The organism is Herbidospora mongoliensis (assembly GCF_001570545.1).
Classification (GTDB): domain Bacteria; phylum Actinomycetota; class Actinomycetes; order Streptosporangiales; family Streptosporangiaceae; genus Herbidospora; species Herbidospora mongoliensis.
This window is the reverse complement of the sequence record NZ_BBXD01000017.1, coordinates 364,980-378,219: the sequence shown is the minus strand read 5'-3', so window position 1 is coordinate 378,219 and position 13,240 is coordinate 364,980. Positions and strand designations below refer to the sequence as shown.

Sequence of the window (13,240 nt, the reverse complement as noted above, 5' to 3'; positions counted from 1 at the left end):
AAATCGGGTCTCGGCGCTCAAGGGCCCGGCAAGCGGGCCGACCCATAGTCAGGGGACCGCCCGCACAGCAGATTCAAGGGAACCGGCATGTCCACACTCAAGAAGATCGCCCGCACGGCCGCCCTGCTCGGTATCGCCACTACCGCGGCCCTCACCTTCACCGCCCCCGCTCACGCCGCCGACGAGCAGGGCAAGCTCACCGCCCAGCTGACCATCACCGGGACCAGCAGCAGATGCCCGGTGCTGATCGTCGGCAAGGTCGGCATGACCAACGCGCAGGCGCAGTACCAGATCGACAACGGCGCCACCGCCCGCGTGGAGATCTGGGCGGACGACCCCATCTACGACAACCGCCTCTACAAGGGTCCCGCGACCTTGAGCGCGGTGTCGGACAAGAACGGCGGCGGCGTGTTCATCGTGTCGAGCCTCACGCTGAACTGCGTCTCCCTCTTCGACGAGGACGACAAGCCTCCGTTCGACTACGGCGACGAGATCTACTCCAAGATCTACTTCTCCGGCCCCGGCTATTCCAGCATGTCCAAGCGGTCGAACACGATCCACCGCAACTTCGGCTTCGGCGAGCCCTAAGCCGAGCCTGTCCCCGTGGCGCTGATCCATCGTCACCGCCGCCACCGTCAGGACACCCCACAACGCAGCATCGAAGGAACTCGGCACGTCCACGCTCAAGAAGTTCCGTCGCGCGGCCCTCGCGCTCGGCATCACCACCGCCGCCGCCCTGACCCTCGCCGCGCCCGCTCACGCCGCCGACGAGCCCGGCAAGCTCACCGCACGCCTGACCGTCACCGAACTCAAGACCGGCAATGACTGCCGGGTCTTCACCGTCGGCAAGATCGGAATGACCAACGCCCAGGCCCAGTACCTGATCGACAACGGTGCCACAGCCCGGGTCGAGATCTGGGGCGAGGACGTGGCCTACGACAACCGCATGTACAAAGGGCGGAACGCGACCCTGAGCGCGGTGTCGGACACGAACGGGGGCGGGCTGTTCATCGTCTCCGACTACACCTTGTTCTGTGCGAAGTACCTCGATGAGGACAATCTGGCCCCGTACGACACCGGCGACGAGGTCTACACGAAAATCATCTTCGAAGGTCCCGGCTACCCGCGTATGACGAAGAACTCGAACGTCGTGCACGGCTCCTACGGGCTGTTCGGCACGTGAGAACAGTCCCCCGGCAAAGGCGTCGAGCTACGGCCGCGCGCCACCGTTCACCAAGATTGACCGTCCCGGCCAGGCCACGTCCAACCAAGTCACGGCCTGGAGGACAGCCGGGGGCCTCCCAGCCCCCGGACACGCCTCACCGGATTCGGTAACCATCACCGCAGCAGGTAGCTCACCGCCGTTGCGGTGGCAATCGCCCCCAGCAGCAGCGTCAGCACGCGTTCCCCGGCCCGTTGTGCCATTGCCGCTCCTACCAGGGCGCCCGCGATCCCTCCGATACCCGTCGCGATTCCGATGTGCCACACCGGTGCCGCCGGAGGAGTGCCGATGCCGAACGCGTCGAACAGGCTGTAGGCGACGAGACCGGTGATCGACGTCGCCAGAGTCGAGGTGAGCGCCAATGGCGCGCTGCGCTGGACGGGCTGACGCGCCAGGACCACCAGCAACGGAGCCGGCAAGGACCCGCCGCCGATCCCCATCGCGCCGCCGACCGCACCGGTCACCAGGGCCAGCGGAACCAGAAGCGATGTCCTCAGTGGAGGCGGCTCGTGTTGTGCCTCCGCCGGCCGTTGGGGTGATTTCCGGGCAGCTCGGATGAGGAGGTGAACTCCCAGCGGGGCCAGCACGACAAGCACCAGGACACGAAAGCGCGCCGGGCCGGCCAGCAGAGTCACTCTTCCGTAAGCGCCGATCACTCCTGCGGGCACACACGCCGCGATGACCGTCAGCAGGCCGGACGACCTCGCGCGCGACGCGGGGGTCTTTGAGGAGGATGCCCTAATCAGGGCCAACGGGGTGGATATGGCGTTGAAACAAGGTGATGGCCGGTCCGGTCACACCGAGGAGGCTGGATTGCGGGGGGAGCAGGAACACCGCGCCGGAAACTCCTACTGGTGTCCCCAGCGCCGCCACCATGAACCCGGCGACCAGGGCCAGCACCAACTCACTCATGTCCCGATCCCCTGGTCACACCGGCGACGCACACCACTAGACGAAGTTTCCACGCCCACTAGGTGGCCGCCCCACACATGGCTACCTATCTATATGGGAGGAAAAGCCGGAAACTTCCGGTCCGAGCTGGACCACTTAGGCCTTGAGGTCTGGCGTTCGCCACCCCAGGTGACCAGATTCACTGGGAGGTGTCGTTTGAGGCCGTGATCCGGATCAGTCCTTAATTGAAGCCGAGTTGGAACAGCGCGCCGAGCTCGGTCAGTACCTGGGGTCCGTCGACCGTGCCTGACTTGCCGGTCAGCCCTGCCTGGACCGCGTCGTCCAGCAGCCGGATCAGAAAGTTCTTGGGCGTGGCTCATCAGGTAGGCCCGCCATCCTCGACCTCCCTCATCATCGTTCGCAGGCTCGCGGCGTACTCGGTGATCGCGGCGCTGAGCGCGGGATCGTCGGCGGCTTGGGTGTACAGGGCGGCGCCGTAGCGGTCATAAAGGGTCTGCACGGCGAGGGCGCGTACCGCCTCCATCACAAGAGGGGTCCGGGAAACGTTCCCATGGGGCAGGGCCAATCCGGCTAACGCACCCGACGATGCCTCGGTCTGCGCGATCGAGCGCCACCACGCCCACAGTCGTCGCCGCAAGCTCACGGCCTGCAGAATGGGCCGGCGACGACGAGCCGGGCAAACCGGGCCGGAAATCGTTATCTGGCGGAGACCCGATGTGGCCTCGTTCAGTGAGTGGGGCGATACAGCGTCCGGTTGCCGCGCTGTTGAGGGCTCTGAACCCCCTGTCACCCCATCCCGGGATTGCCGCGATCATAGTTACGTGATCATGAACATAAGCCCGGTCGCAAACATGACCGAAAAGTGTGTGATTACATGCTTACATGACTGAAAACGAACCTCCGACTCTGTATGAGTGGGCAGGCGGTTCGGAGGCGTTCGAGCGACTCACGGACGTCTTCTACGGCCTGGTCCGCAAGGACGACCTGATCGGGCCGCTGTTCGCGCACATGGACGCGGGCCATCCACGCTACGTGGCCATGTGGCTCGCCGAAGTCTTCGGTGGGCCGGACTCCTATACGCGTGAACGCGGCGGCTACCCGCACATGCTCGCTCACCATCTCGGCAAGGGCGTTACCGAGCCCCAGCGCCGGCGCTGGGTGAACCTGCTCATGGACGCGGCCGACGAGGTGAACCTTCCTGCCGATCCCGAGTTCCGGGCCGCCTTCGCCAGCTACGTCGAGTGGGGAACCCGGCTGGCGGTGGAGAACTCGCAGCCCGGCGCCACCCCGCCGACGCAGGCTCCGGTTCCCCACTGGGGGTGGGGAGTGGCACCGCCCTATCAGCCCTGAAGGCTTCGCGTTCACTGCGGAGCTAGGATCCGGTCCATGGGCTGATCTTGGGTTCCGACGTCGGCGCGCCTCGAACGTGGGGCGAAGCTGGAGTTCACTGCGCCGCAGGTCTTGCTGTACGAACACCACGATGTGCTGACGGTCCTTCGAGACGCGGACACTTTGAGCGCTTCGCCCGACCTTGGACCCTTTCGCGGATGTCTCCCTTCAGTCGCACGGAAATGTCGGTGCCCAGCTCTGCACGTGCCTGTTCTGCGGGGAGTGGGTGGGAAGCAGGGGCCCGTTCAGCCACATCACCGACTCTCTAGGCGTCGCGGCGCAGCGTGAACCAGAAGGTCGGCACCGAGTTGGTGCCCGGTGTGACGTCGAGTAGTTCCCAGCCGGCGAACCTGGCGCGGAGTTCGTCGGCTGTGACGCCCGCCGCCCACGACGTGACCTCGGGGATCGGATTGCCGAGCGGTTCGGGGCCGTACCCGAACATCAGCAGCCGTGCTCCGGGAGCGGCGCGGTGGGTGAGCCCGGTGGCGTAGGCGTCGCGGCGGTGCAGTGGGATCCCGCAGTAGCAGCTCAGGTCGAAGAACAGGTCGAAGGGACCGGGCGCGTCCAGTTCGTCGAGGCGGGTGGCGTCTCCGTGCAGCAGCCGTACCGCCGCTCCCGCCGCCTCGGCCTTTTCCCTGGCCTGGTCGACGGCGTGGTCGAACAGGTCGACGGCCGCCACCTCCCAGCCGTGCTGTGCGAGGTAGATGGCGTTGGTCCCCGTGCCGCAGCCGAGTTCGAGAGCGCGGCCGGGCGGCAGCGCGCCGGGCCCCTCGACCAGGGTGACCAGCTCGGGCGGTGTCACGCCGGTGTCCCACGGCGGCTTGCCGGCGCGGTAATAGCCCTCCAGTGCGCGGTGGACGGACTCCTCCTCCTGGTCTCGCTGCGGTGAGGTCAGGTCCGGGCCTGACTTCTGGGTGGTGAGGGGCTGGTCCATTGTCTCCTCCAAGAATCTAGAGTTGAACTCTAGTGATGAACTCTAGAGATATACTCGCAACATGGACCACGTCAAGCGGCCGGACAAGCGAGCCGAGCGCTCACGCCTCACCCGTGAAAAGGTCATCGGGGCGGCTCGCGAACTGTTCGTCGCGCAGGGTTACGGGGCGACGAGCCTGCAGGAGGTCGCGGACCGGGCAGGCGTGGCCGTCCAGACGGTCTACTTCGTCTTCCGCAACAAGCGCACGCTGTTCAAGGACGTCGTCGACACGTCCATCGCCGGAGACACCGAGCCCGTCGCCACCATGGATCGTGAGTGGTTTCGCGCCGCGTGCGCCGAGCCCACCGCAGCCGGGCAACTGCGCGCGCACGTCCACGGCACCCGCGAGATCCTGGGCCGGGTCGCCCCGATCATGCCGTTGATCGCGGCTGCCGCGGCCACCGACCCTGAGATCGCCGCACAGTGGCCGGAGGGCCCCGACCCGCGTTACACCGTGCAGTACGCAGCGGCCGAAGCGCTGGTCGGCAAGCCCGGCACCCGTCCCGGCCTCTCCGTCGAGATGGCGGCGGACCTGCTGTTCGGCCTGCTCAGCCCGCAGCTCTACCTGATCTTCGTCCGCGACCGCGACTGGTCACCGGACACGTGGGAAGCATGGGCCCGCACCGCCTTGACCTCCCAACTCTGCGCCGACCCTGGGTAGACGGACCGACGGATCAACCCCCCAAGATCTGCAACTGGACAATGTCGGGGACCCTCCGAGCCTCTCCACAGGCTGACGGCGTCGCCTGATGAGTGTGGGCCAGTGCAGGGTGCTGGTGGGATCTTCGGTAAATGCAAAGTCCTCGCGGGATCCAGCCCAACAAGCCGCCCCCCAGGACTGGGCTTCAGGCCAGTGACCGAGCGAAGCGAGCTCGACTCGCCTCCCTGTACCACCTCGTGACCCCACAAGCCTGATTTGTCGGTACGTCCTGAGATCATGCCGCGCATGTACCGCGACCTGGCCAACTCACTCGATCACGTCACCCTGACCTACGTCAGGGGCGTGTCTCCCGCCGACGTCGTCGCCTGTTTCGGCGGGGACATCGCCACCTTCGCCCCCATGTCCGTCGAGAAGGTCGCGCGGACCCAATCCTGGGGCAGTGAGGGCGTCACGCTGGCCGCCGTCGCCTCTCTTGGTGAGTGGACGTTGATCGTCGACAACAACATGGTCGGTTTCTACGACGGAATGGTCGAGTCGCTGTCGGCGGGCACCCGGGTCGTCGCCCATTATCTGCAGGACATCACCGGGATCTACTACTTCCATTGGGTCGAAGACGGGCGGACCGAGGTCGGCTTCTACGGCGAGGACGGCTTCGTCATCGACGAACAGATGGTCATGCCCGACCAGATGCCGGCGACGTTCGCCCCGATCCTGGCCCGCTCCGACGCCCGGTTCCCGGGAATGCCCGAGATCAACGTCGGCCCGGTCTTCATGTGGGCCGAGGACCTCACCGGCATCACCATGACTCCCCGGCTCCTCGAAGAGCTGACTTTCGCCGGCGGCCCGATCTCACCCGTCCGTCCCGAATAGATTGTCGTGTCCCGCATGTATGCGACATCCTCAAAAGAGCCAGGCTCAGTCCGGCTCCACGTCGCACCGGACCGTGCTGGAGTCAGTTCCTCATTCGCGACCACGACGCCAAGTTCACCGCGGTCTTCGACGAGGTGTTCACCTCACTCGCCGCCCGCATCATCAAAAACACCAGTTCGCGCACCACAGCGCTTCCTGGCCGATCTGGGCATCCGCCGTTCGGCCGGCGGAACGGAACAAGCTCACGGCCTGCGCCGATTTCGATGCGTGACGCGCGGCGTCAGCCAAGCTCTCGGATCAGTTGCTCAGCCCGGTGGGCGAAGAGGTGAGCTCCCCGCTCGGCGGACAGCGCGCGGGCCCGCTCGGCCGCCGCCCGGGCCAGTTCGACGCGGGCGCCTTCGGCCATCAGCAGCCGGGCCCGCAGCAGTAACAGCAATCCCTCGGCATAACGCTCGCCGTAGGTCTCGACGACCTGATCGGCCCGGTCGAGCGTGGCGGCGGCGGTGTCCGGCCGGCTGGCGGCGAGCCACATGTCGGCGATCAGGCCGTACCAGGTGGCCAGGCCGGTGAGCGGCGGGTCGAGCAGTTTCGCCGTCAGGACGGCTTCGGCCTCGGCTGCGGCCCCGGCCGGGTCGTGGCCCGTCACGGCTCGCGCCCAGCAGCGGTTCATCCGCAGATGGGCGCCGAAGAAGGCGAAGGAGAAGCCGGGGTCTTCGGCGAGGCCTCGTTCGGCCGTGCGCAGTGCCCAGGCGGGGTCGCCGGCGAGCGCCGCGATCGTGGAGGCGAACGCGGCCCAGAGCGTGATCGCGTAGGGGTCGTCGCCGGCGGCTTCCAGCATGTCGAGCACCGGCCGGGCGGCGTCGAGGTCTCCGTGCAGCGCGGAGATCTCCGCGTGCAGGCCGGCCGAGATCAGATGGAGATCGCGTCGCAGGGGAAACTCGTTGTAGCCGGCGATGTCTTCGAGCAGCGTGCGGTCCGACCGGTTCTGGTATTCGAACGCGCTGCCGATCTCGCCGATGGCCCACTGGTAGATGGCCCACGTTTGCAGGCCGTAGGCGCGTAGGACGGGATCGGCCGACGCACCGGTCTGGTCGAGAAACTGCCGGGCCAACTGTTTGGCGCGGTCGAGTTGTAGAGCCTCGAAGGTGGCCGCGTGGCGGGACAGCCGGAAGTTGAGGGCCTCCTCCTCGCGGCCGAGATCGCGGGCCAGATGCTCGGCGCGTTCAAGGAGGTCGACCGCGTATCCGGGCCCCCTGCCGATGACAGCGGTGAGTTGTGACAGCGCGGACAGTTCGAGCTCGGCCAGGCCCGCCGAGCGGGCCACCTGTGTCGCCGACCGGAGATGCTGCTGGGCCGCTTCGAGAGCGGATTTGGCGACCGCCCGGCGACCGGCGCCGATGAGCGCACTCGCGGTCCGGGACGGGTTGGCCAGGGGGCCGGCGGCCCAGAGATGGTGGGCGACGCGCTCGGCGACGGACTCGACGCTGCTTTCGGTGGCTTCCAGCGCGTCCGCCACGCGGAGATGCAGCCGGATCACCCGGTGCGGTGACGTGGCCGTGGCGACCGACTCGCGGACCAGGTCGTGGGTGAAACGCAGCGAGAACGGGTTCCCGGGAGTCGGCCCGAGCAGGCCGAGGTGATCGACGGGCTCCAGTCGGTCGAGACAGGTCTGGGTGTCGAGCCCGGTGACGCGGGCGAGCAGGCCGAGGTCGACGTCGCGGCCGATGAGGGCCGCGGCTTGGAGCAGGTCGTGCGCCTCGTCGTCGAGGTGCGAGACGCGGTCGCGCACGACGTCCCGCACGGTCGACGGCACGGCCCCGTCCCTGCTGATGTCGCCCCCCGCGGCGAGCAGCCGGGACAGCTCTCGGACGAAGAACGGGTTGCCGGCCGTGCGCGCGTGGATGCTGTCCACGACGCCGTCCCCGAGGTCGCGGCCGGTTTCGCGGCGGATGAGTTCGGCGACCCCGGCCGGTCCCAGTGGGCCGACGCGTATGCGGCGATGACCGGACACCCGGCTGGTCGCCGCGAGCAGCCGGGACAACCTCGTCCCCGGTATGGGGGCGCGGTCGCGAAACGTGCCGATGATCGCGACGCCGCTCGGCAGCCGGACGGCCAAGTGACCGAACAGCTGCAGGGAAGCGACGTCGGCCCACTGGAGATCGTCGATGACGAGGACGACCGGCCGCGCGGCGGAGACCTCGCGGAGCAGCGCGAGGACACGTTCGAACAGGCGGAATTGGCCCCCGGCGTCGGCTTGCTCCGGCTCGACCGGCACCCGGTCGTCCGACTCGACGAGGTTGCCGAGCTCGCTGGCCAGCCACTTCTCGCGCGACGTCGGCTCCAGGGCGTCCAGGACCGTGCCGATGGCTCGCACCCACGGCCACATCGACGGTGCGCCGGCGTCCTCCAGGCAGTTGCCCCACACGACGTGTGCGCCTCGCCTGTGGGCCGCACCGGTCACTTCCTCGACCAGCCGCGTCTTGCCGACTCCCGGCTCGCCCTCCACCAGTACGAGCCCGGTGCGGCCGGCCAGAGCGGACTCCACCGCCTGCCACACCACAGCGAGCTCCTTGACCCGGCCGACAAGCCCGGCGGCCGCCAGCGGTGACTGCCCGCCGTCAATCGGGTCGGCGGCGGCCCGCGGGGGTTGGACGCTGGAACCCAGCACCCGCTGGTGGGCGTCCCGCAGCGCCTGACCGGGGTCGATGCCGAGTTCCTCAACCAGCCGCGCGCGGACCTGCAGGTAGGCGGACAACGCCTCGGCTTGGTGTCCGGCAGCCCCCAGGACCGTGACGAGGGCGGCCTGGACCGGCTCGTGCAGGGGAGCCAACGACGCGGCGAGACGAAGGGGCTGGAGTACACGCTCCGGCTGGCCCAGCGAGATCGCGACCTCGGCCGCCGCGGTGCAGGCGTCGAGGAACTCGTGGTCGAGCGCGACGAACGTCGACATGGCGGCGGTCCCGTGACTCCAATCTTGGGTCGTGGACCCGCGCCACAACCCGAGGGCGTCGACGTAGCAGGCGAGCGCGGCCGTCGGCCGTTGCTCGGCCACGGCGGCCCCGGCCTCCCTCACCCGGCGGCGGAACAGGACGAGATCGAGGGCCTCGCACTCGGCCGCGAACAGGTAGCTGTTACCTCGGCGCTGCAGGTAGGACCCGCTCTCCCGCGCGGGCAGCGATGGTTCGAGGAGCCGGCGGAGCGCACCCACGTATTTGTGGACGATGTTGAGCGCGCTGGCCGGCACGTCGTTTTCCCAGATGAGGTCGAGCAACTGGCTCGTACTGACGGGTCGGCCGACGTGGGCCAGCAGCAGCGCGAACAGGAAGGCCTGTTGCCGAGGGCCGGTATCCAGCTCGACGCCGTCCCGCCAGACCCGCAACGGACCGAGGACCTCGATCCGGAGTGCACGCTCGTGAACCACGGTCGGGATTGCCACGCCTTACCACCCCGGAAGACGAGCTGTCGGACGGCGGCTACGCGGCACGGTAGCTGATCGTCAGGGTAGCCGCCCGCAGTAACCCCAACAAGGGCTCCGATGAGCACGGCCAACAGTTCCGGATCGGTCATCACGGTGTCCGCGTAGACCTGCTCCCCGGCACGCCGGGCCTCCGTCAAGAGGTCGGAACGTTCCCGCAGCACGGCTGCGACGCGGGGCAGTCCGGTGACCTCGATCCAGGTCAGTTCGAGCAGCGAGGTCGCGGTGTCCCCGCCCAGCACCCGATCAGATCGTGGACCTCATGCGCGTGCGTCGTAGAACGTGTGGTGGTTCTGCGCCTACAGAGCGGGCGGACGCCGTTCTGATACCTGGACTTCGCATGAAATCATTCGCCGCATGACCATTCGATTACTGAGCACCACGTGGGCCACCGTGGATCGCGCGCGGCAATTGACCGGCGAGGTGCTTCTGTGCCTTTTCCTGGTTCTCATGGGCACCGGGATCTATTCGATGACGCAGCCCATACCGGCCTTCGCCCCCGACGGGTCTTTGAGCTCCATCTATTCGATGGTGAGCTATTACAACGCGAGAGACGGTCTACTCTCACGAGTGCTCCACGGGGATGTCTCCACGATGCTCCTGGCCGTCGCGGTCGTCTGGGCGCTGCTCGGCCGCTACGGTTTGGGCCCCGTCGTGTTCGCGCTCGGCCTGCTGATGACCCTCGTCGGCAACACGTGGGTACACCTGGTCGCCGCTCTGGTCATCGCGGTCATCCTGGTTCGCTGCTCCTGGCAGGAGGCCAGAGTCAACCGGCGCACATGGGGCTTCGTGGCGGCGACACTGGGCTTGACGGCGTTCCTGGTCGTCGTGATCTAGGTGGACGACCTGGTTCGAGATCGAGGCGGCGAACAGGGCCAGGGCGTACGGATATCTGGGGCGAAGTGACCGAACCCGGCGTGGACAACGCGACTGGATGGGAGCTGGACGATCTGCCGGCGAGGAATCCATTTGAGTAAAGCGAGAGAACGCTGATTCGGCTCCCGCTCGTGTACGAGCGAGGCTTCGTGCTCTGGTCCTTCAGCGCGTCCCATGCCCACCTGATACTCAAAAGCCTCGCGGAGGGCGACGAGAAGACCCTCGACCTCGTCTTCATCGCCGTGGCGGCGATGACCTTGCGGGGGCAGTACGGGCCCCCGCTGATCGTGGAGAGATCCAGCCCGGAGGCCTTGGAGGGGATGTTCCATCTGGCCGGCTTCGGCAGCAGTGGACGAGGGTACCTGCACGGCTACTCGTTCGGTGTGGGTGGTGAGGGCGGGCACGTGCTGTGTGCGGGGGGCTATGTTCTCTCACTGGATCGAGCCCGGGAACGTTCGTCGAGCGGGGTAACTCAGGAAGGCGTCGAGCTGGTCGGCCACCTGGAGAAATGACCCACCGGCTCTCAAGGCGCCCGTCGTTCCTCGTGCTTACCGAGCAGACCTCGGCTCGGCGAGCCGATACGGCGGCTGGCGCCCGGTCGAGTATCTCCGAGCAGGTGTACGCCGGAGTCGGAGAGCAGCGAGACGAAGCTGTGGCGCATCTCCCGTGGAGTCCAGTCGGCGGCGGGAAGACCGGCCTCCTTGAGGATCTTCCGGAAGGCTCATCGGACGTTGCGGGCGTCGAGTGGCGCACCCACGAGGGATGCGAATCCCCACCCCTCAACCAGAATGTGCTCGTGACTGACTTTGTGGGCTTTACGCATGTCGAGCATTTCGTGTTGGAGGAAGCGGATGCGGACAACGTCCCGCTGTGGGAGCTGGCTGCGACCTTGACGCACGACGGCACTCAAGATGAGCGAATCGCAGCAGTGCCACGCCTCGCGGATGCGCTCATGTCCCTGGCGCGCCATGGCTTGGTGGAGGTGCGCACCCTCCCGGCATCGCCTCCCGATCCCAACGAAGCCGTTCTCATCCCTCTTGACCGGCTCGCCGAAGTGGTTCGGGACGTGGATAACTGGCTATGGCGAGACGAGCTCACCTCGTTGATCGTTGTCGTCGTGACCGATGCCGGCGGTGCGTGGTTGTGACGACGTGGCAGAGGAATGCGAAGGTCTGGGGCGAGTGATCACCGCTGCGAACGGCTGAGGATCGTTTCCGCAGTTCGCGCCTGAGGACCGGGCCTTACTGGCCGCTCACCTGGCTCCGCCGCCCCGCGACGTCGGGCTGGGGGTCGTCGCTCGTGTTGCGTTTCCGGGCAGGTCATGTGATGCGGGTCGCCGGCTTGGGGTGCTCGTAGACCAGGTTGTCGGTGGTGACTGAGATCGTGTCCTGCGTGGGCGAGCTGGTCGAGCGAGTGGATGAAGTGGACCGCGTGCTGGGGGTCGTGGATCGCGCGGAGGCGGAGCGTCGGCGATGGATGCATCGGATCGCGACGACGATCTGCCGCGATCCGATGCGGCGGATCCTCGTGCTGCGGCGAGCGGAGCAGCACACTCGCTTTCCCGGCCACTATGACGTGATGGTCGGGGGTGCCGTGAACGTGGGCGAGTCGTATGAGGACGCGGCAGCCCGCGAGCTGTCCGAGGAGCTGGGCGCCGGCGCCCCGGTGCGTTTCATGTTCAAGTTCCTGTGCCGGGATGGGTTCAGCCCTGTCTGGTTCGGGGTGCACGAGGCCGTGATCACTGAGCCATTGCTTCCCGATCCGTCCGAGATCGCTTGGCACGCCTGGCTCACAGAGCTCGAAGTGCGGGAGGTCGTTGATCGATGGCCTTTCGTTCCCGGTGGGCGAGAGGCGTTGCGCCGATATTTGGTATTCGGGAACGAGGGTCGGCCGTCGGCTGGCTGATCGGCGGCATCATGTCGAGTGGGTAGCTCAGCTGCATGCCCCGATTCCCTCAGCCTCGGGTGAGTCGGATTTGGCTCCCGGCTGCGGCGGGGTAGTGAGTCCTTGGCTGTGGCATGACGTGGCGATGGTCCAAGGCCCATCTCGGCGGCGGTGACCCTGTTGGCCAGCGCGACAATTCGGACATTGCAGGGTCCGGGACCGGCCGCCGCGCGCCCGCATCGTGCCCATGAGCAACCACCGAGCAACCATGGACGATCTCACCTCGCCGACGCCCCAACCGGGCAAATCACCGGTCAAATCAGGTCATACGTGGTGGGGTGTCAGGGATTTGAACCCTCCTGTGCGGCCCTGGCCGGCGAGGTCGGTGGCAGCCACCGACCTGCCGAAGCCAGGATCAGAGCCGGTTGATCCGTCGGCCGGTTACGCGTTGCGGGGCGATACGGATGTAGTGGTCGCGGTCGTCTCCCGCCCAGGAATCCACATCCGCCTCGATGTCGCCATCCGTCACGTGGTGGGCGGGGCCCTGGATCAGGACGCTCCAGCCCTCGTGGTTGATCTCGTCGATGTGGTCGGCCTGGAAGGCGATTTTGATGTCCATGTCATCGATGCCGGACCGGAGGCTCTCGTCCATGGTGCCGCCTTGACGAATCCGGAAGACGATTTCACCGTTGAGCAAGCGGTAATTCACCGGGAACACGGTGGGGCCGGGTGCACCTCCGAAGGCCACTCTGCCGATGCCATCGGTGCCGATCAACCGCAGGCACTCCTTTTCGCTCAACACTTCCAGTGTGCCGGCGTCGAGATTCTGTTTGCCCTCCATTGTGTACTCCTTTTCTCTGCTGACAGAAAGGCCTTTGCGACCTGTGGAGGCCCTGTTGGTCAGGGGCGAAGCGGAATACGTGCCATTTCGCTGCCCCTCGGAGCATGATTTGGAGCCGGGGAGGACAGGGGAAATCA

General features: G+C 67.1%; 15 protein-coding genes. 9 read left to right on the top strand and 6 right to left on the bottom strand.

The window, feature by feature from the left end; translation table 11 throughout:
- The first annotated feature begins 87 nt into the window (after window positions 1-87).
- Complete coding sequence (locus tag AW272_RS26205; protein ID WP_066370314.1) at window positions 88-588, top strand: hypothetical protein; 501 nt, start codon at window positions 88-90, stop codon at window positions 586-588.
- 268 nt (window positions 589-856) lie between these two features.
- Window positions 857-1,183, top strand: coding sequence for a hypothetical protein (locus AW272_RS26200; RefSeq protein ID WP_066370313.1), 327 nt, complete (start codon window positions 857-859; stop codon window positions 1,181-1,183).
- 155 nt (window positions 1,184-1,338) lie between these two features.
- Here the strand turns inward: AW272_RS26200 and AW272_RS26195 are convergent, their stop codons facing one another.
- From AW272_RS26195 to AW272_RS42390, 3 genes are all read right to left on the bottom strand, one after another.
- On the bottom strand, window positions 1,339-1,974 hold the full coding sequence (locus tag AW272_RS26195) for a TSUP family transporter (RefSeq protein WP_275527318.1): 636 nt from the start codon (window positions 1,972-1,974) through the stop codon (window positions 1,339-1,341).
- On the bottom strand, window positions 1,961-2,134 hold the full coding sequence (locus AW272_RS42395; protein ID WP_157518778.1) for a hypothetical protein: 174 nt from the start codon (window positions 2,132-2,134) through the stop codon (window positions 1,961-1,963). The genes AW272_RS26195 and AW272_RS42395 overlap by 14 nt, the downstream gene beginning before the upstream one ends.
- Before the next feature lie 358 nt (window positions 2,135-2,492).
- A complete protein-coding gene (locus tag AW272_RS42390) occupies window positions 2,493-2,777 on the bottom strand; it encodes a hypothetical protein (protein ID WP_157518777.1) in 285 nt (94 codons plus the stop codon).
- Between the two features lie 239 nt (window positions 2,778-3,016).
- Between AW272_RS42390 and AW272_RS26190 the strand changes: the two genes are divergently transcribed.
- Window positions 3,017-3,484: a group II truncated hemoglobin gene (locus tag AW272_RS26190; RefSeq protein ID WP_066370306.1), complete on the top strand. Its 468-nt coding sequence runs from the start codon at window positions 3,017-3,019 to the stop codon at window positions 3,482-3,484.
- A 304-nt stretch (window positions 3,485-3,788) separates the two neighbouring features.
- Here the strand turns inward: AW272_RS26190 and AW272_RS26185 are convergent, their stop codons facing one another.
- Complete coding sequence (locus AW272_RS26185; protein WP_066370298.1) at window positions 3,789-4,457, bottom strand: class I SAM-dependent methyltransferase; 669 nt, start codon at window positions 4,455-4,457, stop codon at window positions 3,789-3,791.
- 61 nt (window positions 4,458-4,518) lie between these two features.
- On the opposite strand from AW272_RS26185, the gene AW272_RS26180 reads away from it, so the two are divergent.
- Window positions 4,519-5,157, top strand: coding sequence for a TetR/AcrR family transcriptional regulator (locus AW272_RS26180; RefSeq protein ID WP_066370295.1), 639 nt, complete (start codon window positions 4,519-4,521; stop codon window positions 5,155-5,157).
- A 285-nt stretch (window positions 5,158-5,442) separates the two neighbouring features.
- Window positions 5,443-6,027 (top strand): DUF6461 domain-containing protein, encoded by a 585-nt coding sequence (locus AW272_RS26175; RefSeq protein WP_066370291.1) that lies wholly within the window; start codon window positions 5,443-5,445, stop codon window positions 6,025-6,027.
- A gap of 280 nt (window positions 6,028-6,307) precedes the next feature.
- Here the strand turns inward: AW272_RS26175 and AW272_RS26170 are convergent, their stop codons facing one another.
- Window positions 6,308-9,463 carry an ATP-binding protein gene (locus tag AW272_RS26170; RefSeq protein ID WP_218011062.1) on the bottom strand — a complete coding sequence of 1,052 codons (3,156 nt, stop codon included), beginning with the start codon at window positions 9,461-9,463 and terminating at the stop codon, window positions 6,308-6,310.
- A 396-nt stretch (window positions 9,464-9,859) separates the two neighbouring features.
- Between AW272_RS26170 and AW272_RS26165 the strand changes: the two genes are divergently transcribed.
- From AW272_RS26165 to AW272_RS26150, 4 genes are all read left to right on the top strand, one after another.
- Window positions 9,860-10,339 carry a hypothetical protein gene (locus AW272_RS26165; RefSeq protein ID WP_066370290.1) on the top strand — a complete coding sequence of 160 codons (480 nt, stop codon included), beginning with the start codon at window positions 9,860-9,862 and terminating at the stop codon, window positions 10,337-10,339.
- 170 nt (window positions 10,340-10,509) lie between these two features.
- Entirely contained in the window at window positions 10,510-10,890 is a 381-nt protein-coding gene (locus AW272_RS26160; RefSeq protein WP_066370287.1) for a hypothetical protein, read from the top strand.
- A 284-nt stretch (window positions 10,891-11,174) separates the two neighbouring features.
- Window positions 11,175-11,525 (top strand): hypothetical protein, encoded by a 351-nt coding sequence (locus AW272_RS41030; RefSeq protein ID WP_157518776.1) that lies wholly within the window; start codon window positions 11,175-11,177, stop codon window positions 11,523-11,525.
- 224 nt (window positions 11,526-11,749) lie between these two features.
- A complete protein-coding gene (locus AW272_RS26150) occupies window positions 11,750-12,283 on the top strand; it encodes an NUDIX hydrolase (RefSeq protein ID WP_218011061.1) in 534 nt (177 codons plus the stop codon).
- Window positions 12,284-12,677: 394 nt separating this feature from the next.
- On the opposite strand, the gene AW272_RS26145 is transcribed toward AW272_RS26150, so the two are convergent.
- Window positions 12,678-13,103, bottom strand: a complete 426-nt coding sequence (locus AW272_RS26145) for a pyridoxamine 5'-phosphate oxidase family protein (protein ID WP_066370282.1) — start codon at window positions 13,101-13,103, stop codon at window positions 12,678-12,680.
- Window positions 13,104-13,240: the final 137 nt, after the last annotated feature.

Coding starts and splice junctions, on each gene's coding strand:
- AW272_RS26185 (WP_066370298.1), bottom strand. CDS start 4,457: ATGGACCAGCCCCTCACCACCCAGAAGTCAGGCCCGGACCTGACCTCA.
- AW272_RS26145 (WP_066370282.1), bottom strand. CDS start 13,103: ATGGAGGGCAAACAGAATCTCGACGCCGGCACACTGGAAGTGTTGAGC.
- AW272_RS26190 (WP_066370306.1), top strand. CDS start 3,017: ATGACTGAAAACGAACCTCCGACTCTGTATGAGTGGGCAGGCGGTTCG.
- AW272_RS42395 (WP_157518778.1), bottom strand. CDS start 2,134: ATGAGTGAGTTGGTGCTGGCCCTGGTCGCCGGGTTCATGGTGGCGGCG.
- AW272_RS26165 (WP_066370290.1), top strand. CDS start 9,860: ATGACCATTCGATTACTGAGCACCACGTGGGCCACCGTGGATCGCGCG.
- AW272_RS26180 (WP_066370295.1), top strand. CDS start 4,519: ATGGACCACGTCAAGCGGCCGGACAAGCGAGCCGAGCGCTCACGCCTC.
- AW272_RS26175 (WP_066370291.1), top strand. CDS start 5,443: ATGTACCGCGACCTGGCCAACTCACTCGATCACGTCACCCTGACCTAC.
- AW272_RS26205 (WP_066370314.1), top strand. CDS start 88: ATGTCCACACTCAAGAAGATCGCCCGCACGGCCGCCCTGCTCGGTATC.
- AW272_RS26200 (WP_066370313.1), top strand. CDS start 857: ATGACCAACGCCCAGGCCCAGTACCTGATCGACAACGGTGCCACAGCC.